Origin of the sequence: Runella zeae DSM 19591, assembly GCF_000423565.1 — a bacterium.
Lineage (GTDB): Bacteria > Bacteroidota > Bacteroidia > Cytophagales > Spirosomataceae > Runella > Runella zeae.
Genome location: NZ_KE384042.1, coordinates 14741 through 40375 on the forward strand (window position 1 = coordinate 14741; position 25635 = coordinate 40375).

Sequence of the window (25635 nt, forward strand, 5' to 3'; positions counted from 1 at the left end):
GTCGTTTATGTTTTCTTAAAATGTAAGTCCAAGTTTAAATCCGACAGGTATCACCCAAGGGTTGACATTGTAGCGCTCAATACCCTGTTTGAACTGACTACCACCGCCCTGTACGCCAGCCTCCATTTGGAAAGCAGTTTCGGGGTCGATGTTGATTTTGGCAGCGGTCCACAAGATGATGTTGCGACTATAAACCGAGAAGTTAGCATTTTGGAGACCTACTTTTTTAATCCAATTTTGCGGCAAATCATAGCCCAACGAAACCTCTCTTAGTTTGAGGTAAGAAGCATCGTAAAGGAAGGCTCTTGTGAAAGACCAAGCGGTACTACCCGCAAAAGGCAAGATAGTAGTACCCGGCCCGCCGAGGTTTTCTTTGAAGCCTGTTGGGTTGCCGTTGGCATCATACCCTGTGGCAATCACCCCCGGAATAAACACCCCACCATGTGGCAAAGTGTAGGGGCCGTACTTGAAAGGATAGCCGCCATAATCAGGTGTAGGCCCTCCCACGAGTGGGAAATAGTTGCCATGAATACGAATGAGTTCGTCTTGATTAGCTACCAAATAATCCCTCAATGCTTGTCCCGTGAGGCCATTGGGGTTGATGAGTTTGTCTAAGAAAAGTTGAGATTGACCATTTTCTTCACCATAGCGATACGTCTGTGAAACAAAATCGCCTCCATGTCGCCAGTCAAATGAAAGGTTGAGGCTGAAGCCTTTATAGGCAATAGAGGTTTGCAATCCCATATTGAATTTGGAATTGAAATTCCCGATTTTGTTGCGGGTATTGATAGCGTCGATAGATTGCCATTTTCCGGTTTGATCCAAGATAGGATAGCCATAATAAGGCGATTCCTTGTTTTCGACAGTTACGATTTTAGCATCATAAATATCCCCAATTTGTTCGCCTACGTAAGTCCACGCTCCTCCTTTGGCATCCGTCCAGAGAGTGTAATAAGGAAGATCGTCCGAAAGTTCTTTGATAGTGGTACGGTTGCGGGTCCAGTTGGCATTGATGTCCCAACGCCAGTTGTTTTTGTCGAGAGGCGTACCGCCCAAGCTCAGCTCAAATCCTTTGCTTACGAGCAAACCAGCGTTGATGTTTTTGAGAGAATAACCCGACGAAGGAGGTAATTTGGTACTTAATATTTGGTTACGGTTTTCGACAGTATAGTAAGTACCCGAGAAGCGTAAGCGGTTTTTAAACAAATTGAGGTCGATACCACTTTCAAATGAAGTCACAATTTCGGGTTTCAAATCAGAAATAAGCAACGTACCAGGAGTGCTAAGACGCGGAACACCATCCCAAGCACCTGCATTGCCCAAGGTTCCTAGGAGTTGGTAAGGATTGGCATCGTTACCTACTTGTGCAAAGCCCGTACGAAGTTTCAACAAGCTGATTTGGTTTGACAAAGGCAGCATTTCATTGACCAAAACACTCAAAGAAGCCGAAGGATAGAAATAGGAGCGGTTGGCCGCTGGAAGGGTGCTCGACCAGTCGTTGCGGGCTGTCACGTCCAAGAAAATCATGTCTTTGAAGCCGATATTGGCTAAGCCATACACGCTGTAAATGGCACGTTGGAACCAAGTACTGTTATAATCTAGGTTGGCAGGAGCGATGTTTTGGATGGTATATACACCAGGTACGATAAGTCCTGTACCAGATTTAGTAGCGTTGGTGACGTTAGAACCTTTTTGGTAACGGGCATTGCCTCCCGCCGAAATCGACAAGCTAAAGTCTTTCAAGTCTTTTTTGTAAGTAGCCAAAAAGTCAGCGTTACTTTCAAAATTAGCCAAATTGATAATACCGTACGCACCGCGAGGGTCGCTGGTATAGCTATTGGCTACTTTGAGTTCACGGCGCTCATTATACGTATCAACGGCGTATCTTCCCATCAAACTCAAATCGGACGTGATTTGCCAATCTGCGCGTACATTCCCAAAAATACGGTCACGGTTAAAACCATTGTTGACTTCATAAGCTAGGAAATAAGGGTTGTTGTAGATACCTTTTGCTTGCGAACGTTGTTGAAGCCCTTCTTGGCCGGGTACCCAATAGTCCTTCATATCCGTAATATTGATATGAGGCGATACCGCATAGGCCCACTGAAGGGGATTGGTACCCCGGTTTCCGGCAGGGCGATTGTTGGAGTTGGAGCGGCTAATGTCCATGTTGGTACTAAGCCGTACTTTCTCACTTACTTTAATAGAGGTATTGAGATTCAAGGAGTTCCTAAACAAATCTGAATTAGGAACAATCCCTCTATTTTGCATATTAGAATAAGAGAGGCGGTAGCTGTAAGTATCGTTGCTATTGGCGACTGATACGCCGTTGGTCGTAGTGATACCCGTTTGAACAAAATTCTTTACATTATTGGGGTGTGATACCAGAGGCATCGGCATCGGCTTGCCATTGGCATCAAGGGGGCTATTCCATTGTACTTCAGAGTAGCCTTTGTCGAGGGCTGCTCCGTAAGTAGCTCCTACTTCTTCTTGGATGAGCTTACCGAAGGGATTGGTGAGAGGATTTCCACTTACGGAGGGAGGAATAGCTGAAAATTGGCCTGGACCAAATTGCGTTTGCCATTTCAAAAATTTGAAGGGTTTATCAAAAACGGTATTAGAAGTAATCGAAACCGTCATTTTTTTTGCTTTAGAACCATTTTTAGTGGTAATAAGTACCACCCCATTTCCCGCCCGTGAGCCATAGAGGGCGGCGGCACTTGGCCCCTTCAAAATAGAAATATTTTCAATATCGTCTGGATTGAGGTTAGAGATTGAATTTCCAAAATCAGCTTTATTATCGTTTCCTACTTGGCTGATATTGTTGAGTGTATTGGCAAGAGGCACGCCATCTACCACAAAAAGAGGTTGATTGTCGCTGCTGAGAGAAGTAGCCCCCCTGATAATCATGCTTACTGATGAGCCTGTACCTCCTGTAGAACTAATGCTAACCCCCGCTACTTTTCCTGCCATGGCATTGAGTACGTTTTCTTGGGCTACTCGATTGAGTTCTTTTCCATCGACTTTTCCTACGGAATATCCTAGTGATTTTTCTTCGCGTTTGATACCGAGGGCAGTTACGACCACCTCTTTGAGGTTTTCGGCACTGGGAGCAAGCGATACGTCTATTACGTTGCGATTTCCGACGGCAATTTCTTGGGCTGTATATCCCACAAAGGAGATAATAAGGACGGGATTACTGCCACTTACTTCTAGCGAATAAGCACCAGAAGCATTGGTGGTAGTACCTTTTTGGGTTCCTTTTATGATAATATTGACGCCGGGCATTCCGGTGCCGTCTTCGCTTGAAGTGATTTTGCCGGAGATAGTTCGGGTTTGCGCCCAAGCTTCCGAAAAGCACAGAATCACCACCACCGTTAAAGTAAGCAAGTACCTAAGGTTTCTTCGCAGAATAGAGTTTTCATTCATGGTTCCTGTTGATTAAAAAAGTTCTATAGAACCAATACCTCAAGGGTTATGAAATAGACTACTCTGCATGACGAATTTTTTTTAAAAAATGTATTATTTAATGATAAATTAAAAATTTTATAATATAAACGTAATACTTTAAAAAAATAGAATAATAGCTTTTGGTTGATTTTCAGAAGGTTGTGTTTGGGAGGGCAAAATATTGACAATAGAAAAATTCCTATAGATTGATAAAAAAACTAGAGGCGGAAGATAATCCTCCGCCTCTGAGCAAACTACCAATTGTACATTAATCCTATCTTATCTAAACTTATCATTTACCAAGGTTTATTGGTTCCTTGTACAATCCAAGGCTTAGACCATTGGCTATTTTTTCCTCTCAAACCTGAATGAGTAGTGGTTTCGAGTTTATTGATTGCCGCATCTGCGTTGGTGCGGTTGAAGTTTACTTCATTGTCGCCATAGTTGAAACGAACAGGTAGTACTGGCTCGGCAGAAGCAGGACCTGCTTTCAAAGCAGGAAGGCCTGTTCTTCTATAATCAAACCAAGCTTCAGTAGCGGCAGTCCAGCTAGCAATCCATTTTTGCTCCATGATGCGACCCAAGGTATTGTTGAAAGCCACACCCGGCTGGGCGATGTAAGCATCATATTGAGATCCAACGCCCCAAGTTTCGAGTGAGTTTTTCACACCTGCATTGTAGTGCGTAGCAGCCGAACCTACAGACCAGCCCTTTTGAGCCGCTTCAGCCAAAATGAATGCTGTTTCGGCTGATGATGCCAAACGGGCTCTTAGCAAACCACCACTGCTACCACGATATACATCTGCTAGCTGTGATACGTGTTGATTCTGAACCGTTTGACCGGGAGTTGGGTTGTTGTTGTAATAATCTGGTTGTCTTAATCCAGGAGGCACCCCTACGTACTCATTCGTGTCAAGTGTTCCTGTGTAGAGGTTCGGATTATAGCGGCGAGTGAATTTAATTCCTTTTTTCACTTCTACATTCAGTACTTGATCCGTCAAGTAAGGAGTACCTGGCATGAGAACCCCGTCTTTTCTGATAAAAGGATCAACCGCTGTAGCAAGAGTAGGGTCAGCTACCCACTGCACATGCACGGGAGCAATCCATACTTTTAGGCGAGGGTCTTTGTTGGTAAGCAGAGTATTTATCAAAGTTTGAGCAGGTTTTTTCCTTCTAAAGTTTGATTGCTCTTGGTCAAAAGCAGTTGCACCTGGCCAAGAGTTGCCAGAAGTAGCTCCAATGTAGCTCATAGTAGCGTCTTCACTTGGGGTTTTGATATACACACCAGAAGCATATACAGCTTCAATCCCTGCTTTAGCCTCCGCCGACATTTTTTCGGAGACTCTCATGTAATAGCGCAACAAAAGAGTGTTAGCGAATTTTTGCCAAGAGATAGGGTTTCCGTTGTAATAAATATCATAGCCTGCGGTATAGCCTGTAGCATCTTTAGAAGCAAATAACTCAGAAGCGGTTTTCAAATCAGCAATTATTCCTTTGTAGATTACTTCTTGACTATCAAAGGCGGGCTTCAAAAATTCGTTTGATTGGTCGCCTTTCACGGCTGAAGTATAAGGAGCATCACCCCACAAATCTGTAATCACCCCAAAAATAAACGAGCGCATAGTAAGTGCCACTCCTTGGTGGAATTTGTAGTTAAGAGCTACCGAACGTTTGTACAGAAACTCGTTGTTACGAAGGATATTGTACCAACCGCTCCAATCTTGTGGACCCCAATCATAGTGATTGACTCCACTAAACCAACCGTCGTGTTGGATGTGCTGAGCTACACCCGCTACATCGCCGTAGCCTAGTTCCAAATAAGCACGCCCTACAGAATTCATGATTTCGGGCATCATTAAGTTGGGATTGGCGGTGGCAGGATCAATCCCGTTGGGGTTTTCGTTGATCTCGCTGAGTTTGTCGCTACAAGAAGCGATAACCATTACGGCGAGTACCAAAAGTGATTTTGATATGAGTTTTAACATGTTCATCGTATTGATTTAAATGTTAGTTATTACAAACTAAAGTTCAATTTGAAACCTACAGGTACCGTCCAAGGCATTACGTTTTGGAGTTCGATTCCTTGACGGAAGCGGCCACCATCTGCTTGGAAAGCTCTTTCAGGGTCAATACCAATTTTGGAGGCAGTCCAAATCATGATGTTTCTGGTAAACAATGAAACACTAGCATTGCGGAAGCCACCAATGTTTGGAATATTGTAAGAGAAAGACAACTCTCTCAATTTAAGGAAAGAGGCATCAAAAGTGATTTGCTTATTGAAGCTCCAAGGATAGGTATCAGTGATAGGGTAGATATTGGTACCAGCGCCACCTAAGTGTTCTTTGTAAGTACCGTCAGACTGTAAAATTACCCCAGGGATGAATCCACCGTCTCCGTCAGCACCCATTCCGCCAGTAGCTTTGGTGTGTCCACCTACCCGTGGGAAATTACCGTTGGTAGGGATGATGTATTTTTCAGGATCTGATTTCAAAAGGGCTACCAATTCTGCTTCTGAGTACAATCCACCCGGAATAAGTTGATTTAACTGACGTTGAGATTTCCAGTCAGATTCGCCATAGCGATAAGTATAAGATTGGAAGTTTCCACCGACACGGGCATCAAAGCTAGCGGCCAATGAGAAGCGTTTGTAAGAAAGCGTAGCCTGCATACCCATGATAAAACGAGGGTTAAAGTTACCTACTTTTTCGCGGGCATTACGGTCGTTTACTGCAATCCACTCCCCGTTGTTGTTGAGGATGGGCCAACGATAGTAAGGCGACGCTGGGTCTTTTACGGTAGCATAGCCACGGCTGTAGATGTTTCCGATTTCTTCTCCTACAAATGTAAATGCCCCTCCGTTGTTATCGTCCCAAAGCGTATAGAAATCCATTCCTTCTGTCAACTCCTTGATAGTAGTACGGTTGCGAGTGAAGTTCATGTTGAGGTCAAGATTCCAACCGTTTTTGTCACGAATAGGCGTACCTCCTAAGTTGATTTCCCAACCTTTACTAGCTAACAAACCGGCGTTGATAAGCTTACTATTAAAGCCTGAAGAAGAAGGGGTAGTAATACCCAAGATTTGGTTTTTGTTTTCAAGATAATAGTAGGTCGCTTCAAGACGAAGTCGGTTTTCGAACAAGCCTAAATCCACCCCGAATTCGGTAGAAGTTGCGATTTCAGGTTTCAACTGAGCGTTCAACAATGTTTGGGGTACGTTGGTAGTAATTAAGCTTCCCCAGCTTCCTGTTCCTAAGGTAGGCATCAACTGATAAGGGTTAGCGTCGTTACCAACTTGTGCCCATCCAGCTCTTAACTTCAAAAGCGAAATCGACTTAGGCAAACTGAAAGCATAGTTAGCAAGCCAGCTCAAAGAAGCGGAAGGATAGAAATAAGAGCGGTTTTCGGCAGGTAATGTACTCGACCAGTCGTTACGAGCTGTCAAGTCTAAATAGAGCATGTTTTTATAACCTAAAGAAGCCATTCCATAAAGACTATAGATTGCTTTTTTTGCGCTGCTATTGCTTACTTGAAGGGAAGCCAAAGGAATGTTTGAAACTCTATAAAGACCTGGTACGGTCAAGATAGCGCCTCCCATAAAGTCTTCTTTGTAGTTTTGGACCATGTAGTTTCCACCGCCCGATACGCTAAAGTCGAAAGCATTGATATTTTTCTTGTAGGTCAATAAGAAATCTGCGTTGGTTTCTTTGCGACCTAGACCTTGAAGATAATATCCTCCATTACGACCACGGCTATAGCTCCAGGGGATTTTGGTTTCGCGATCTTCTACAAACATATCATGAGAGATACGAGCAAAAGCTGACAAATTAGAAGTAATCGCATAATCAAGCTTCATATTACCATAAATACGGTCGCGGTTGAAGCCATTGTTGATGGCATATGCCAAAAAGTAAGGGTTATCGCCATTTGTAGGTGAAAATTGCTTGATTTGCTCATTTCCAGGTACCCAGTAGTTTTGCAACTCTCTTACATCAATATGTGACCATTGATAAACGGCCTCTAGCGGGTTAGCACCACGGTTGGCAGTAGAAGGGCGGTTGTCAGACTGTGAACGTACGAAATTTAAGTTGGTAGTTAGTTTTACCTTTTGATGAATGTCGTAAGTTCCAGAAGCAGATAAAGAGTGACGATTAAGGTCTGAATTTGGAATAAGACCTTGGTTGGTCATCAGGTTGTAAGACACCCGGTAAGTGGTTTTGTCAGTTGAACCCGAAATAGCGATGTTGTTTGTAGAAGTAATTCCAGTTTGGAGGAAATTCTTCATATTGTCTTTGTATGAGCGCAATTCGGTAGGGACTTTGTTACCATTGGCATCCAACGGGCTATTCCACTGTGGAGCCAAAATTCCCTTATCTAGTTCTGGCCCTCCCCAATAAGCCGAAGTCTCATCAAGACGAGCGTTGCGGTCACCATTTCCGTATTTGTAATGAAGATCTAAATAGCGGTAAGGCGTTTCGAAGACGTTGCTAGTAGAGAAGGATACGCCTAGTCCTTTACCTTTTTTACCAGATTTGGTGGTAATCAAAATCACCCCATTACCAGCGCGTGAGCCATAGAGCGCAGCGGCACTTGGGCCTTTCAACACCGAAATACTCTCTACATCGTCGGGGTTGATATCCGAAATGGCATTACCATAGTCAACGTTGTTACGATCACCCATCGAACGGATGTTGTTGAGGCTGTTGGCTACAGGTACCCCATCGATTACAAAAAGAGGCTGGTTGTCGTTGCTTAATGAAGTAGCTCCACGGATGATGACGCTAACCGATGAACCAGCGCCACTTGTTTGATTGATTGTCACCCCTGCCACCCGGCCAGAAAGGGCATTGAGAACGTTTTCTTGAGGTACATTTACGATGTCTTTTCCTGATACTTCGCCTACCGAATAGCCCAAAGAGCGTTTCTCTCTTTTGATACCCAAGGCGGTTACTACTACTTCGTTTAGATTTTCAGCACCTGGTGTAAGACTTACGTCTACTACGCTGCGGCTTCCAACCGATACTTCGTTGGCTTCATAGCCCACAAATGAAAAAACAAGTACAGGATTGCTACCATTTACTTCAATGGAATAGTTACCTGTGGCGTTGGTGCTGGTTCCTTTTTGCGTACCTTTAATGACAACGTTTACTCCGGGCATGCCAGAGCCATCTTCGTTCGTAGTGACCTTTCCAGTAATGGTTCTGACTTGGGCATACACCGAAGTACAGCAGATACCAAATACTAGAACTACTACACACAATCGTTTGACTGCTTTTTGTAATAGAAAAAAGTGTCTCATATAGTCTGTTTGTTTAGTTAGTACCTATGGTACGAAATAACTAAACAAACAGACTATTGATAGAATGTTATTTTTTTTTAAGAAATTGTTAACTTCAGTATTCCAGAAGGAGGCTGAAGTAAGGCAAAGTCTTTGATTTTTTTGGTTCAGTAGAGTAAATGGGAGGAGAAACCTAGCGTTTCTTCTCCCATTTTAAATAAAAGACCTACTGCAACAACCAAATTTTTGAAAATTCATTGTCTGTAGCTGGCGACAATGTACTCACTCCTTGGTCATAGGCATTTCTGTTTTGTCCGAGTTCATTACCTGGATAACGATACCTCAGTGGGAAAGTATAACCACTCAAGCGACCATTACTGAAAATATTGGGTAATCCCGTGCGGCGCAAATCCAAGTAGGCTTCTGTAGATACCGTAAACAATGCCAACCATTTTTGGTCAGCAATTTTGGCAAGCTGTCCGGCTTTATCAGAAGGAAGTGCCACGCTTGCTTGGGCTAAATATTTGTCAATATCAGCTTGTTTTATGCCCCAGCGCAACATCGAATTGGTGATACCTTTGCGGTAATAAGTATCCGCACTTCCCGAAATCAGGCCTTTGGCGGCTGCTTCTGCCAAAATAAATTGTACTTCGTCGCTATTGATGATTTGGGCTTTGAGCAAATTATGTTTGTTTTGACGGAACAACTGTGAAAACTGCGATACTTTGAAATTTCCCACTACGCCACCAGCAGCGGTATTGTAGTGACCGTTGCCGTTTTTCCAGTCGCTCAACATCCCCGCAATAAATCCTACATATAGCTTATCGGTGTCGGTAACGTTAGAAAGCTGAGCTGAGATGTCTTTGTTGGAGGCATCCAAGTACTCCCATTTAGAAGTATAGCTAAATCCGTTAGGATCAGTAGTAGTTACAGTTTGGCCATCTTTGGTTTTATCGGTAGTCCAAGGGTTTTCTACGGGAGCTACCCATACGTTTAAGCGTGGGTCTTTGAGGTCAGTCAATTTATCAACCAAGGTTTTGCAAGGACGTCTTTTGTTAAATTCATCTACTGAACCCCAGTTGATAGTACCACCTTTCCATGAGTTTTCGGCGGTAGTTCCTACGTATGCAATAGACGCATTGTCGGTAGCGTCGGTCAAGAGGGGGGCATTGAGGAGGGCGGTCATTCGAGCACCTGCATCTGACAATTTGCCCGATGCCCGCATGATAAGGCGAAGTTTAAGAGAATTTGCAAATTTAATCCATTTTGTTTTGTCTCCTCCAAACATCAAATCATAGCTTTTATCGATAGGCTCAGTACCTGATGTGATAAGAGCGGTAGCTTCATCTAGCTCCTTCAACAATCCAGCATACGTATCAGCTTGTTTGTCATATTTCGGATAGAGAATCCCTTCCCTTGCTTTCAAAGCCTGAGTATAGTAAACGTCGCCATAAAAATCGGTCATGAATGAAAACAATAATACTCGAAAAGTAATGAAAATCCCTTTGTGAGCATTAGAAGCCCTTTTTTCGGCTAACCCAATAGAACCGTCAATCAACTTCAAGATATTCATCGCCGAATACATATCATCAATCGGCGATTTGAATCCTGAATAAAAATTATCCCCACTTTGATAATTGCTTTGCATATGCTGAACAGCACTAGGAAGGCGGCGATTATCAAAACCCATATTTTGATAGAAGAGGGAGGTTTGTTTGATGACAGAAGCCAACAAAAATGGGTCATTGACTGACTCTACAGCATCGAGTTGCTGGGTGGTGTCGTAAATCCTCAACTCATCCTTGCTACAAGAAGTAGCTACGGTGGTTAGCAGGGCTACGGAAAGTATTTTGATATATGATTTCATCGTTTTTGCTTTAAGAGTGATTACTTAAAAATCCAAGGAGAGTTTAAATCCATACGAACGAATACTTGGGAGGGTAGCTCTCAAAATTCCTTGGTTGGTACCTACGCCCGAAAAGGCCGATTCAGGGTCTTCGTTGCGGCCAGAAGCATTCCATTGAAACAAGTTACGACCAATAAACGCCAAGCTTACGTTGTTGAGTTTGTATTTGTTGGTAAGGGCTCTAGGCAGCGTGTAGGCCAATGAAATTTCTCTCATCTTGAAGTTGGTTGCATCGTAGGTTCTGGTAGCGGAGAAGTTCCAGATGATGTCTCCGTAGCCATTATAAGGAAAATCATAGAATGTATTTTTTGGGTTAGCACCATTGACGATGTAATCGGCGTCGGTCGCTTTAGACGGATCTCCAGTATAGTTTGGATTCAAGAAGACCCCTTTTACGTAGCTAGCATCTTGGAAGTTAGAGCGTTTGTCGTCGTTGTTGCTGTTGATAGCGGCATATTCACTTGAGCCTTCTGCTGGCCAAGGCAGTCCCCCGTGAGCGGCGTCGCGTCCACCTACCCACCAAAGGTTGTTGGCATCAGCTCCTAAAGTAGTGATAGCACGGCCATTAGATTCGGCATATTGCTGATTTACTGATACATATTTACCTCCTTTGCGCAAGCTTCCTACCAAACCAAGCGTAAATTGTTTGTATTTGAGGGTAGTGTTTAGACCCAATATAAAATCAGGATTGAAGTTGCCGAGTTTACCACGGTCGCGCTCATCACTTGATTTTTGGATTTTACCTTCGTTGCTATCCAACAAAGGCATTCCGGCATACTTACCAGTTTTAACTCGTAAGATTGGGTTTTCTTCGTAGATACTTCCGATGATTTCGCCTTCGGCTAGTTTTACTTTTGTTTTACCGTCATAGCTCGCAAATACATAACCCGCTGGCGCAAACTTGTCAGACAAACGCGTGATTTTTGCTTTATAGTGAGTAAAACTGGTTGAAATATCCCAAGTAAAATCTTTGGTTTTTAGAGCAGTAAAGTTTAGTCCCCATTCATAGCCTTTATTGCGAACATCACCAATGTTGGTCAACAAACCTGTATAACCTGTGCCTTGTACCAAAGGAATGTTATCAATTTGGTCTTTTTGGTCTTTCACAAAATAAGTAAAGTCCAGCTTCAATCGATTGCTTAGCATCCAAAGATCCAATCCTACTTCTTTAGAAACCGAATGTTGGGCTTTTAAGTCAGGGTCTACAATGGTAGCATTCAAACTTACAGTATTGATAGATCCCCAAGGACTGGCATCAAAGCTGTAGGTGTCGATGGAGCGGCGACGTACTAGACCGTTGCCCACATCAGCATAATTTAAGCGTGCTTTGAGATAGTTGATGACTTGTGGTAGTTTAAAAGTCTCAGAAGCTACCCAACTCAAAGACGCAGAAGGATAGAAATAACTGATTTTTTCTTGTGCATACGCACCTTTCCAATCGTTACGGCCTGTTACTTCCAAAAACAATTTGTTGTCATAACTGATATTAGCCGTACCATACGCACTTACTGATTTGCCGTTGAAATAAGGTGCTCCTACGTTGGTGCCTAAGTTTGTACTAGTACCATTCACGGTCAAAGTTCCGGCTTTGATGTTGGCCAAAGTAAATAAGTTGGGAGAACTCAAATCACCTCCCACCACTTCGAGCGAACTAGCATTGGTGAATCGATAGTTACCCCCGCCTGATACCGTAACAGAGGTTTTTCCGAAGGTATTGTTGTAAGTCAAAATCGCATCAGTGTTGGCCTCCATGCTGTTGTTGCTACCCACTACGTATTGGCCGTAAGGGTCACCTTTTGCTCCCCAAGATTGGCGCAATTCATAATTTTCTTTCACATTTTGCATACCTGTACGTAGCATCAAAGAAAATGGCTTAGAGAGCTGCCAATCCAACTGTGCCTTTCCAAAATAGTTGTCACGGGCAAACTTGTGGATTTTTTCGTAGGTAATCCACCAAGGGTTGTTTTGGGCTACGTCTATGCCATTGTCTTTCATGATAGCGCCGTTTTGGCGTACTCCTTCAAAGCCAGTCAACCAGTAATCGCGCATTTGTGACAAAGGTTGAAGATTGGTAGGGAGGTTAAACAACAAATCATTCAAAACACTATTAGAACCCGTTACGTTGGCTTTGTTAGGCGTAAATGTTTTGATGTAGCTACCACTTACTGTTACTCTTACGTCTTGCGTCAAATTGTAAGTAGTATTCAACGTAAAAGATTTTTGATCGGTTTTTGTGTTTGGCATTACTCCTTTGTTGTTCATGTCAGACACCGAAAAGCGAAACGAACCTTTGTCATAATTGCCTGTTACTCCGATGGTATTAGTAAATGTGCTCCCTGTTTGCAAATAGGATTTCATACGATTTTCGCCCGAAGACCGCATAGGACCATTTTTCCATTGTTTAGCGGCCACATCCCAATAATCAGCCGAAAATGACCCGTCAAGAATAGGTCCCCAAGTGTCGGTATTGTCGTACTGCCACTCGTAGGCTCTTTCCCCTTGTCCAAATAGCTGTTGTTCAGGAAAAAACTGATAAGCACGGTCGGCGGTAGCAGAAGAAGTGTAGCTTACACCAATTCCTTTTTTCATACCGGCTCCCGACTTTGTAGTAATCATAATGACGCCATTGCCACCTTCGGCCCCATAAAGTGCTCCTGCACTTCCACCTTTTAGGATGGTGACTGATGCAATATCTTCGGGGTTGAGCTGCGAAAGAATATTCCCAAAATCTACCCCGTCTTTGTTGGTAAATGATTGGGTACCTACGGGTACGCCATTGATCACGTACAAGGGTTGGCTTTTCAAGGAGACGTTGGCATCGCTAAGAGTAGGCATAGCCGAAGAGCCTCGGATATTTACCAAAACCGACGAAGTAGGGTCGCTACTGAGGTTGGTGAGGTTGACGCCGCTGATTTTACCGTCCAATGATTTGAGGAGGTTAGGATTGGCTGCTTTGACGATGTCTTCCGACTTTAGCTCACCTACCGAATATGCTAGAGAGCGCTTTTCGCGATTGATACCCAAGGCCGTCACTACCACTTCTTGTAGACTTTCAACTCCGGCTTCGAGCGTCACATCAATGGCACTGCGATTGGCGACCGGAATCTCTTGGGTTTTATAACCAACAAAAGAGTAAACCAATACGGCATTGTTGTTAGGCACTTCGATTGTATAACTACCTGCTGCGTTGGTACTTGAGCCTCTTTGAGTTCCCTTCAAGATAATGTTTACGCCCGGCATGGGGTTTCCGTCTTCTTTAGAAGTGATTTTCCCCGTGATGGTTCTGGTCTGAGACCAGGCCATCATGAAGCATCCACTCACAATGAGCGTTGTGAGTAAAAGGCGCTTCAGAGCCCTTCCCATTGTAAAGTTGTTGTTCATTTGATTAGAGTATTTAAAACTGGTTTGTATACCCATAAATACTTCTCATTTGAGGGATGGACTAAAAAGAGGGGATTAAATTCCGATTAAAAAGGATGTCTTTCTAAAGTGACTAATTTGGGAGAATATGGAAAATAAAAAACGAGGTTAGCCAAATGTGGTGATTTGACTAACCTCGTCGAGTATAATAGTGTGCGATAAGTTGGCTAAATATAGACTGTGAATATCAGCAAGTTACAATCCCTACCCCTCCTCTTAGAAAGCGGCGGCCATATCAACTCTTTCTCTCAAAAATTGCTTGGCTTTCACAAGTTGGTTTTTAACAGTATTTTTTGAAATGCGCATCAACTCCGCAATTTCTTGGTAAGACTTCCCTTCTTCAACGTTGAGTTTTAGAATCAACTTACGTTTTTCGGACAAAGCATCGATAGCAGTACGTAAGTTGCTAAACTTTGCTTCTTCTACTTCCAGCTCTTCATCGTCAAAATGCTCCATTCTCTCTATGTATTGCTGTTTGATGAGCTGGCTTTTTTCCATTTTCTTAAAATAATCAAAAGCCAAATTACGCAGGCAGGTAAAGAGATAAGAATTAAAATTCAGAGTAGGATTGATTTGTGCTCTCTTCTCCCATATTTTAATAAAAACCTCATGCATCATATTCTCTGCTTCTTCTTCGTCTTTGACGAGAGATACGCAAAACTTGATAGCGGGAGTTTTGTAGAAATTATACAACTCCGCGAAAGCTGATTGATCACCTTGGATTACTTTCCTGAGGGTATATTCGCTGATACAAGCCATGATAATAAAAGAGGTGAAATAAGGTTGGTTGGGAATATTTCACATATCCATGATGATGGATTTGCGAAAGTAAATTTACGCTCTTTTACGCAACAAACCGTATCAAATTGCGTAAATATATCCTCAAATTGCGCAAACTTAAAATGTGATAATAAAAACATAATACTGTATTATATCTATACACGATTTCTTCATCCGCTTGCCTCAAAATTTAATACTTAAATAATAGCCCTGTGGCCTCTTAAACAAGTATTACTACTATCAATCCCATTCGTAACTTATGCATTATTCAGTTATTGACTATCTAAAAAAGACAGTTGTTGCTCTGTTGATGTTGGTAGTATCAGTTCATAGAAATGATACAAGGGCACAAACAGCTGACTTTACACCTTATCAAGATCTTGCTTTTTGGCAAGAAACCCACGAGGCATATCCCATGCCAGGTAATACTGTCAGGAGTATTGTGCTTGATAAAACTGGTAATGCGTGGATTGCTACTTCTACTGGTGTATTTAGGAAAACGGCTGAATCTTCACAATGGCAAGCCGCCTTGTCTACTGCCGAACAAGGCCCCGCTTTTTCGGTAGCATTGGATAGTCAAGGAGACGTATGGGCAAGTACTTGGAAAGGCGTTTATCGATTCAAAAATCAAACCCCATTATTCTTTAAAGAGATTGAAACTCCTATCTCCGTTATCGGATGCAACGATACAGCAATATGGGCACTAGGCCCCAAGGGAATTTGGAAAAAAGAAGGAGAAAATTTTGTCAAAAAAAACTACGAAATACCACGTTCGCTAAGAGATATATCTTTCGATAAAAAGGGCGGGATTTGGCTCGCAAGTGATGTCGGATTATATAATATAAATAAGGATGGGAAAACGCAGATTTTTCGGCAGCCAAATGAGGTTCAAAGTGGGTATATCAAAGGTGTCGATTTTGATACCCAGCACCATCTTTGGGCGGGAGGATTAGGCGGAGTAAGTATCCTTCAAGAAGGCAAAAAAATAAAGTCTATTACCACCGCCGATGACCTCCCGACGGTGTATGTGACCGCTCTCAAAACCGCCCCTGATGGTACAGTGTGGGTCGGTACCGAAAAAGGAGTAGTACGCTATGCGACAGACGGGAGCCATTCGTTGCGCTTTAGCAGGCGGTGGCTTGTACATGATTATGTCACAGACCTTGATTTTGATGCCAATGGCAATGCTTGGATTGCTACGATAGGAGGGGTAAGTGTCATCAAACGTCAGAAAATGACGTTGGCTCAAAAACAAGATTATTTCCAAGATGTATTGCTCAAACGCCACATTCGCGCGCCTTGGATAGCAGGGCAATGCCGCCTCAAAACAGCAGGTGACCTTAGCACTTGGGAACCTGAAGACGACGACAATGACGGCGAATATACGGGCAATTATCTAGCGATGGAGAGTTTTCGATATGCTACCACCAAAAGCCCTGACGCTAAACAAAATGCAAAAAAAGCGTTTGGGTTTTTAAAACTTCTACAAGAAGTCACCGACACCGAAGGTTTTTTTGCCCGTACGATTGTACCTGCTGATTGGACGGAAGTGCACGATGGCAACCTAACTTATACGCCTCAGCAACTGGCCGATGAATTAGTGAAAGAGCCGCGTTTTAAGCCCGTAGAAATGAGATGGCATAAATCCAAAGATGGCAAATGGCTCTGGAAAGGCGACACAAGCAGCGATGAAATGTGTGGACATATGTTTGGGTATTTTTTTTACTATGAACTCGTAGCCGACGAAGCCGAAAAAGCCGTAGTAAGAAAGCACGTAGCCCGGATTGTGGACTACCTTATCGCCCATAATTTCAATTTTGTGGATATAGACGGAAAGCATACGCGCTGGTCGGTATGGTCGCCTGACCAACTCAACCGCGACCCCGAATGGGCTCCCGACAAAAGCCAAAACTCCATGGAAATGCTCGCTTTTTTGAAGTTGGCGCACTATATGACCCAAAATGAGAAATACCAAAAGGCGTATTTGCACTTGATTGAAAAGGAACATTATCTCGAAAACATGGCCAACATTCCTAATCAAAACCCCGCTTGGTTTATTTATTTTGATGTAATGCTACAAGCCTATGTATATCCTATTTTGTTGAAAGCTGAAACCGACCCTCAACGGCTGGTTTTTTATCAAAAACACATGGACGATTGGTTTGAAAAACGCAAAGGCGACCACAATCCTCTTATCAATTTTATTTACTGCTACGCTCGCCACAAAAAAGTAGAACTCCAAAACTCGGTTGATTTTTTGGTAGATACCCCACTCGACCTCATTGATTGGCCTATCGACCACACCATACGTGAAGATATCAAGATTGTAAGGACACCCGTGTTGGAAGATGAACAAGTAAATGTTTTACAGCCCCCTAGTATTCGGATGACGGTGCGTTGGGACAAAAACCCTTGGACTGCCGCCGGTGGCGACCCTCATCGCGAGCGCGAACCTGTCTTTTGGCAACTTCCATATTGGATGGGAAGATATTTGGGAATGATTCGCTAAGCTTCTCCAAACCTTTATATATTTTTTATTCATATACCTCTCAAACAATTTCTCATGCGTTTCGTCAAATTTCTAGTATTATTTGTGCTTTCTGCGGGTGGCTTATTCGTGGCTTGTGACCGCAAGGCTACGACCAATCAGCCCGTTTATGAAGATGTCCCTTATTGGCAAGACTATAGTGTCAAATATTATGCTGAGCCCTCAAATGGTACGCTTCTTTCGGCGGCGAGCGATCGCAATGGCGTCATCAAAGTGCTTTCTTCGGTAGGTCTGTTCCAACCTTACAATGGACATTTTCTCTATCATGGCAAACTTCAAGCCGATGGTAAATATCGTCCTATCAAAGACAAAAAAATCACGGCCGTCATTGCCTATGAGAAGCAATTTGTAATGCTTGACAACAAAGCTGTCTTGAGTGATGCTTGGGCTGGCAAACTCTACGCCAAACACCAACTTCCTAATGCCAAGCTAGTGGCGGGAGGGAAAGATTTTACTTTTTTGGTATCGGACGGAAAATCGTTGGAATTAGTCAAAGATTCGACTTCTCTTTGGAAAGCTACGGTGGAAGATGAAATCTTATCCGTACGCTATCAAGAAGAAGGAAATACTTTTTGGGTGTTGGGTAAAAAAGGTCTTTACACGGTCACTTTGGCTAGCCCACAACTAAAAAATGTGTATCAAGGAAGCAATCTTTCGGCTTTTGCCATTGCGGCAGATAACAAAAAAATCTACCTCGGTACCAACGACGGTTATCTCGAATGGGACATCACCACCCAAAAACCCGTAGGCGCTCTTCATCAAAAACTTCCTTGGACCGACATCACCGCTATTGAAGTCATTGGCGATAAAGTATGGTTTGGTACTACCAATGGCGCCTTTGCTTTGCGTACCGACGGAAAAGTAGATTATTATAACGGGGAACGTTGGCTGCCAAGCAATGGCGTTGTGCATATTTCAGAAGGTCCCCAAAATTCAGTTTTGGTACTAACTACTGCTGGTTTAGGTCAAATTTGTTTCAAAAAAATGACCCTACACGACAAAGCAGTCTACTACGAAGAGCAGGTACGTAAGCGTCATATTCGCAATGGTTTCAATGCTTCGCTCGACAACATGGAAAAAGGCAATATCGCTTCTGGCTACCTTGCCGATTCTGACAACGATGGTCTTTGGACTTCGATGTATTTGGCGGGGGAGATTTTTCGATACGCCACTACCAAAGAAGAAGACGCACTCCAAAACTGCCGCGAATCGCTCGATGCGATGGAGCGTCTCTATACCATCAATCCCGTGCCCGGTTTTCCTTCACGCTCTTTCGAAAGAGCTGGGTATATCTCCCAACTAGCCGATCCTGATCGTTGGCAGCATGCTCCTGACCCTAATTGGGACTGGAAGGCTACCACAAGTAGTGACGAGGCAGTAGGGCATATCTTTGCGTTTGGCGCAATGGCGGAGCTTATCGATGACCCCAACATGAAAAGCCGTGCGGTTGCTTTGATTGATACTTTGATGGGGCATATTGTCAAAAACAATTTCTATTTGGTTGATTATGACGGCAAGCCTACTACTTGGGGACGTTGGAGCCCCGAATACGTCAACGCTTTTCCTAAAAATGTAGGAGACCGCAAGATTACTTCGTCAAATATCGTAGCGATGCTCCAAACGGCTTATCATTTTACCAAAAAAGAGCTTTATAAAGAAAAAGCTTTTGAACTCATGCAAAAGCATGGTTATTTGGAAAACTTGATGAGACCTATGAAAGAGATTGGCCCTGCCCCCGGCGAAGCCGATGCCCTTAGCAAAGAACTATCTGATGGTTGGAACCACTCCGACGACGAAATGTACTTTGTGAGCTATTGGGGGCTGTATCGCTATGCTTTCAACGATACCCTCAAAGCCAAGTACAAAGAAGCTATCATTGATCACTGGGAAATCGAACGCCCTGAGAAAGAAGGGGCTTGGAATATTTTTACGGCTTTGGTGGGTACGCCTGATTTTGACTTAAACGAGGCCGTATGGTATCTCAAAGAGCACCCGCTCGACCTTATCGATTGGGCGATTTCAAACAGTCATCGCAAAGACATTGAGAAAATGCAGCCTAATTTCCGTAACCAAACCATCAAGGAAGTATTGCCCCCTGATGAGCGACCCGTACAGCGTCACAATGGCAATATGTTTCACCTCGACCGCACAGGCAGCAATGGTACCTCCGAACATAGCGCGGGTGATATTTGGCTGTTGCCTTATTGGATGGGGCGGTATTTAGGTGTAATCAGCGCACCAAAACAGTAACCTATTCTTAGATTGTGTGTTTCTCCGTTTTTCAGTGGTTTTATTAACAACTACTGAGAAACGGAGATTTTTTAGGAAGTAACTTTCCAAGATTTCTTTGCCAAAGTAATCATCAGTACTGAGAGCAGACAAATCCCCGAAATAAAAATAAATATGGTACTGCTATGGCCTGTTTTGTCAATCACATACCCAAACAAAGGCTCGCCTAAAGCCGCAAAAACATACCCAAACATATTCATAAATCCGATGCCTGTACCAGTATAGGACGTGCCCAACATTTCGGGGCTAAGAGGCCAAAAACACGACTGTGGCCCATATACAAAAAAACCTATCAATAGCATCAGGATTCCGCCTAAGACGAGATTGGTAACTGCAACCACGAATACCAACAATGCCATCAAGGCACTCATCAACATCCCAAAACGAATAGAATGGATACGGTTTCTTTGAAAAAGCGTATCCGACAGCATCCCAAACGACAGAGCACCTGCGGCCATTCCTACGGGCAATAAAAACGTTACCCACAGATTGCCAGGATTGTCTTTCCAGTTTTGACCTAAATAATGTACCGGTACCCAAAAAATAAGCCCATAGCGGGCCATGCTTTCGAAGCCAAAGGCTAAAGATGTAAATAGAAAATGGGGGTGAGATACCACTACTTTGTAACGCGAAAGCCAAGTGTCTTCGCGATTAGGGATAGGCGAATGTGGGTCATTTTGAAGGGATGCATTGGGCTTGTCGCGGGCTACTATCACAAAAATCGTAGCTGCTACCAACAGCAGCAACACAGGAATGCGAAATAGCATCCGCCACTCCATCCCTTGCTGAAGCAATACAATCGATAGCAAATAAGTAACCGCCGACGACAGTCCTGCGGCCATGGTATAAAAGCCAAAGGCTTTGCCGAGTTCGGGGCCATTCCACCAATTGCTGATAAGCTTACTTCCCGGTGCCCAAGCCATCGATTGGAAGTATCCATTAAGCGCCCATAGTGCTAAAATGACCGAAAACGAATTGGAATAACTAATGGCTACATTGGTAAGTACCGACAAGTAAGCACCCGTAGTGACCATCACCCGTGCGCTAAAACGGTCGGCCAAATTGCCATTGATAAGCTGCCCAAATGCATATCCCAAAAGCATCGCAAAACTTACCCAACCAATAGAAGTATAAGGAATATTTAATGCAGTCGCCATGCCTTTGGCGGCCCAGCCAAAATTGTGACGGCCTGTGTAGAAAAACAAATAACAGAGCATGGTGACGAGCAACATCCTCCATTGTTGACTTCGGAAAGATTTTTCCATGAGAAGGGTTTAGAATAAATGAGATGAATCGATGCGGATTCCTACTCTTAAAGGCTTGTGCGTGAGTGCATACTCAAAAGCTTCGTGGGCGTTGGCTAAGGTGAACTCTTTCCCGACGATTTGCCCAAAAGGAAATTTTTGATGATTGCGACTAATAAAATCTACGGCATAGCTAAAGTCTTCGTAGTTGTAATTGTGAAGGCCTTTGATGGTAATCAGTCGGCGAATAATCTGCTCGGCATCAATCATAATCTTGCGGTTATGAAACACTGCCCCAATCCACACTGCTATGCCGCCAATTCCCAAGGCCTCGATGCCCGCCTCCATAGCGCTAGGTGAACCACTCATATCAAATACTACGTCAATAGCGGAAGGCAGCGAATCGATGTTTATCAAGTAGCCACTATCCGCGCCAAATGCCTGTGCTTGAGCCAAACGCGAAGCATCTACATCAGCCGCCACAATGCTCTCAGCTCCCGCATCTCGGCACATAGCCGCACACATGACACCCAATAGTCCCATACCCGTAATGAGTACTTTTTTATCTTTGAGCTCTCCCGCTAGCCTCAATGCCCCCGCTACCGTAGCCACGGCGCAGTTGATAGTGGCAGCCACGGGAATCGGGACACTAGCGTCGATTTTTAAAATAGCAGTGTAAGGTTTCAGAATGGTATATTCGGCAAGACCTCCGTGAAAACAATCTTCCTCCGTAATCATGGCATGACCGTACTTAAAAACATTTTCTGATTTTTGGGGCATTCCTTTGGCCGACATTTCGGAAGTAGGGTCGGCTGAGAATATACTCCAAGTTACGGTATCACCTGCATTTAGAGGGTTTCCGGCATGGTCTTTCCCCGAATGATTGTTGTCGATTTCTACAATCCTACCCACTATCTCGTGCCCTAGCACCGTCGGCGTTTTTTCCTGTCTTATTCCACAAAAAGTATGCAAATCACTGCCACAAATCGTGGTGTAGAGGTTCCGAACGAGTATTTCTCCTGAGCGTAAAGGGGGCAGGGTAGTTTGTTGTAATTGCATTTTTTGGCCAGTGCCATTGAAGACGAGTAAGGTGCCAGAACCTGTCATGAAATGAATGCGCTATGAAATTATTTGTTTGAAAAGCTAAGGGTGCAAAGATGATAAATATTTTGTTTACTTATTTTAAACATATGTTTATTAATATATTAAATGATTGTTTTTTGTAAATAAAATGAAGTGACAATTCAAATCAATGTTCTGATTATCAAATAAATGAGCGACTAAAAGATTCATGTGCTTCAATTTATATGTAAACCGCTTTGTCAAACCTATAAGCTCTTTCCCTACAATCCTTGTGATTAATTGCAAACGTTGTCGGGAACGTTTGCGTGAAAAAAGACAAAATTTCCTTTTTTTATTTATAATATTTGACCTAATCTTAGCAGGCGAAAAACTATAACTATCCCAAATCAAGGAGGATAATTGGCTGGAAGGTAGAGGACGATATTGTATTTTTTTTAAGTATAAAACCCATTAAAAGCTTTTTCCTTGTATAAAAGTCTCTTTTGCGATATTGAATTGTTAAGCAGGGGCTTAGTTTATATTACATTCCAAAACAACCTCCTTTTCTAAGCATCAAAACCTCTCTCAAATGGGCGATCCTATCCTTATTCTCATCGTTGGTGTAGTCATTGTCGTTGGTGGCATTATTGGTTTTAAATTACATCCTTTTTTGGCACTGTTGCTAGCGGCTTTGGCGGTAGCGTTGCTCACGCCTACGGCATCGGTTGAGCAGTTTTACTTATCAAAAGGAAGCACCGCCGCCGAGGCCATCAAACTTTCTCACAAAAGCATCGGCGAGCGTATCGGCACCGAATTTGGGAATACCTGCACCAAAATAGGAATTCTCATTGCGATGGCTGCCATCATCGGAAAAGCCATGCTCGATAGTGGTGCAGCCGAAAAAATCATTCGGGCCATGCTCAAAGTAACAGGCGTCAAAAACGCGCCTATTGGGTTTGTGTTAAGTAGTTTTTTTCTAACCATTCCGGTTTTTGTGGATACGGTCATCTTCCTTATGATGCCCTTGGCCAAAGCGATGGGGATGCGTTTGGGTAAAAACTACCTTTTGCTTGCCTTGTCGGTCATTGCGGGGGCGGTCATGGCCAACTCCTACGTACCTCCTTCGCCCGGCCCTTTGTTTTTGGTAGGAGCGCTCAATGTTCCCATTGGACTGATGATGGTCTGTGGTTCTATTTTGGGGCTTTGTACCATTACGGTAGGGTACTTTATTGCCATTTGGCTCAACAAAAAATACCCTACTCCGCTACGCGATGCTCCAGATGCGCGTTTGGAAGATATCGCGGCGATTGCCAACAAAGACGACAAAGACTTGCCTTCTCTGGGATTGGCGCTATTGCCCGCCGTATTTCCCTTAGTAACGATTTGCATTCGGTCGGCAGTAGAGGCTTTCGCTTCTCACCACACTCCGCTTACCTCTTCTCCTGTTTTGAACGGAATCATGGAGGTGGTTTTGTTTTTTGGGGATAAAAATATCGCTTTGCTTACGGGCGCGATTTTTGCCCTTTTGGTACTTGTGTATCAAAAAAAAATGGCGAAACAAGCCGTGACGGGTTTTGTACAAACTGCCCTGATGAGTGGCGGCGGTATCATTCTTATTACAGCGGCGGGTGGAGCTTTTGGGGGAATGCTTCAGCAGTCGGGCATTAGCCAACGCATCGCTGAACTGACCAAAGACTACCAAATGGCACTAATTCCCTTGGCATTTTTTATCACGGCGGTAGTGCGTACGGCCCAAGGTTCGGCTACGGTAGCGCTGATTACGGCTTCGGGGATTTTGGCAGGAATGGCCCAAAATGCCAACCTTGGTTTTCATCCTGTGTACCTATGTTTGGCGATTGGAAGTGGCGCCAAGCTTATTCCTTGGATGAACGACGCTGGATTTTGGATTATGTGCAAAACCAGTAATCTCACCGAGCAAGAAGCCCTCAAAACCATCGCACCTATGCAGAGCCTAATGGGGCTGACAGGGTTGATTTTGACCATGATAGCAGCACAGCTTTTTCCTTTGGTTTAATGAGTTAACAAAAAAATCGGATGATTCAAACGGCGCAAAATATTGTGATTCGTACCCATCCTAATGATAACGTGGGTATTGTAGCCAACCCATCAGGGCTTAAAAAAGGGACGGTAGTGTGGGAAAACCTAATGCTGGTGCAAGACATTCCGATGGGGCATAAAGTAGCCCTCAAAAACCTGTTGATAGGTGAGCCTGTCATACGATATGGGCAGGTGATTGCTTATGCAGGCGAAGAAATTCCCAGAGGTGGCTGGGTCAATGAAACCAATATTAGTTTGCCTCGACCTCCAGCGCTCCAAGATATCGCCTATATCAAGCCCGAATGGACTACTCCCAAACCACTTGAAGGCTACACTTTTGAAGGTTACAAAAACCCCGACGGTAGTGTGGGTACCAAAAACGTATTGGGCATCACGACAAGTGTGCAGTGCGTAGCCGGAATGACCGATTATATCTGTCAAAAAATCAGGCGCGAACTATTGCCGCTTTATCCTAATGTAGATGATGTAGTGGCTTTCAATCATAGCTATGGCTGTGGCATTGCGATTGATGCCCCTGCGGCGATTGTTCCCATTCGGACGATTCAAAACATTGCCCAAAATCCCAATTTTGGTGGTGAAATCATGATTATTGGCTTAGGTTGCGAAAAACTGCGCCCCGAAAGGTTATTACCCCAAAACTCAACTGAGGCGTCGATTTTGTATCTACAAGACGAAGCCTTTGAAGGATTTGAGAGTATGGTAGAGGGCATCATGGAGCTAGCCGAGAAACACCTCCAAAAGCTTAATCGACGTCAACGTACTACTTGTCCTGCTTCGGATTTGGTAGTGGGAATGCAATGTGGAGGGAGTGATGCTTTTTCTGGTCTCACAGGCAATCCTGTGTCCGGGTTCGCGGCTGACTTGATTGTGAGAGCAGGAGGTACGGTGTTTTTTTCGGAAGTAACCGAAGTACGCGATGCTATCCACTTGCTTGTGCCAAGGGCGATAGATGAGTCGGTAGCCCAAGCCCTGAAAGATGAAATGGCTTGGTATGATGATTATTTAGAGCGAGGCAAAGCTGACCGCAGCGCCAATACTACGCCCGGCAACAAAAGCGGGGGATTGAGTACGATTGTTGAAAAATCACTTGGTTCGGTAGCCAAATCAGGAACAAGCCCGATTGTGGATGTGATTTCACCGGGGGACAAAATCCGTAAAAAAGGCTTGAACTTTGTAGCTACGCCCGCCAGCGATTTTGTATGTGGTACTTTGCAGTTGGCAGCGGGTATGAATATGCACGTATTTATCACGGGGCGTGGTACACCTTATGGCTTAAATATGGTGCCTGTAATCAAGGTAAGTTCTAACTCAAAACTGAGTGCGCGTTGGCACGATTTGATAGATTTTGATGCAGGGCCAGTGGCTTTTGGCCTCAAGACCATCGAAGATATGGGGTGGGAGCTGTTTAAGTTGATTTTGGAGGTAGCGAGTGGTACTAAAGAAGTCGCGACCGATAAGCTAGGGCTTTACAATGATTTAGTACTCTTTAATCCCGGCCCTTTGACCTGAGGCTTTTCTTGCTAAGTTTACGCAATTGTTGGTTATCAAAACTTGGCAAGTTTGCGGAGCTTGTAAGGTATGT

Annotated in this window: 12 protein-coding genes; 4 read left to right on the forward strand and 8 right to left on the reverse strand. The window is 43.8% G+C overall.

Annotated elements, in window-relative coordinates; translation table 11 throughout:
* Window positions 1-15: 15 nt before the first annotated feature.
* The 6 genes from G563_RS0128185 to G563_RS0128210 all read right to left on the reverse strand — a co-directional run bounded on the left by G563_RS0128185 (window position 16) and on the right by G563_RS0128210 (window position 14810).
* Complete coding sequence (locus G563_RS0128185) at window positions 16-3429, reverse strand: SusC/RagA family TonB-linked outer membrane protein (protein WP_028668274.1); 3414 nt, start codon at window positions 3427-3429, stop codon at window positions 16-18.
* A 317-nt stretch (window positions 3430-3746) separates the two neighbouring features.
* Window positions 3747-5435, reverse strand: coding sequence for a SusD/RagB family nutrient-binding outer membrane lipoprotein (locus G563_RS0128190; RefSeq protein ID WP_211235320.1), 1689 nt, complete (start codon window positions 5433-5435; stop codon window positions 3747-3749).
* Between the two features lie 29 nt (window positions 5436-5464).
* A complete protein-coding gene (locus G563_RS0128195; RefSeq protein ID WP_028668276.1) occupies window positions 5465-8746 on the reverse strand; it encodes a SusC/RagA family TonB-linked outer membrane protein in 3282 nt (1093 codons plus the stop codon).
* A 205-nt stretch (window positions 8747-8951) separates the two neighbouring features.
* Window positions 8952-10592: a SusD/RagB family nutrient-binding outer membrane lipoprotein gene (locus G563_RS0128200; protein ID WP_028668277.1), complete on the reverse strand. Its 1641-nt coding sequence runs from the start codon at window positions 10590-10592 to the stop codon at window positions 8952-8954.
* 24 nt (window positions 10593-10616) lie between these two features.
* A complete protein-coding gene (locus tag G563_RS0128205) occupies window positions 10617-14012 on the reverse strand; it encodes a SusC/RagA family TonB-linked outer membrane protein (RefSeq protein ID WP_028668278.1) in 3396 nt (1131 codons plus the stop codon).
* 255 nt (window positions 14013-14267) lie between these two features.
* A complete protein-coding gene (locus tag G563_RS0128210; protein ID WP_028668279.1) occupies window positions 14268-14810 on the reverse strand; it encodes an RNA polymerase sigma factor in 543 nt (180 codons plus the stop codon).
* Between the two features lie 280 nt (window positions 14811-15090).
* On the opposite strand from G563_RS0128210, the gene G563_RS0128215 reads away from it, so the two are divergent.
* Both G563_RS0128215 and G563_RS0128220 read left to right on the forward strand, forming a co-directional pair.
* Window positions 15091-17340: a ligand-binding sensor domain-containing protein gene (locus G563_RS0128215; RefSeq protein WP_229598578.1), complete on the forward strand. Its 2250-nt coding sequence runs from the start codon at window positions 15091-15093 to the stop codon at window positions 17338-17340.
* Between the two features lie 54 nt (window positions 17341-17394).
* On the forward strand, window positions 17395-19629 hold the full coding sequence (locus G563_RS0128220; protein ID WP_028668281.1) for a ligand-binding sensor domain-containing protein: 2235 nt from the start codon (window positions 17395-17397) through the stop codon (window positions 19627-19629).
* A 71-nt stretch (window positions 19630-19700) separates the two neighbouring features.
* Here G563_RS0128220 and G563_RS0128225 read toward each other — a convergent pair whose 3' ends face one another.
* Both G563_RS0128225 and G563_RS0128230 read right to left on the reverse strand, forming a co-directional pair.
* Window positions 19701-20933, reverse strand: a complete 1233-nt coding sequence (locus G563_RS0128225; RefSeq protein ID WP_028668282.1) for an MFS transporter — start codon at window positions 20931-20933, stop codon at window positions 19701-19703.
* Between the two features lie 9 nt (window positions 20934-20942).
* Complete coding sequence (locus tag G563_RS0128230; protein ID WP_229598579.1) at window positions 20943-21971, reverse strand: zinc-binding dehydrogenase; 1029 nt, start codon at window positions 21969-21971, stop codon at window positions 20943-20945.
* Window positions 21972-22563: 592 nt separating this feature from the next.
* Here G563_RS0128230 and G563_RS0128235 point away from each other — a divergent pair.
* Together G563_RS0128235 and garD are read left to right on the forward strand one after the other, a co-directional pair.
* Complete coding sequence (locus tag G563_RS0128235) at window positions 22564-24009, forward strand: GntP family permease (RefSeq protein ID WP_028668284.1); 1446 nt, start codon at window positions 22564-22566, stop codon at window positions 24007-24009.
* Between the two features lie 20 nt (window positions 24010-24029).
* A complete protein-coding gene (garD, locus tag G563_RS0128240; RefSeq protein ID WP_028668285.1) occupies window positions 24030-25562 on the forward strand; it encodes a galactarate dehydratase in 1533 nt (510 codons plus the stop codon).
* Window positions 25563-25635: the final 73 nt, after the last annotated feature.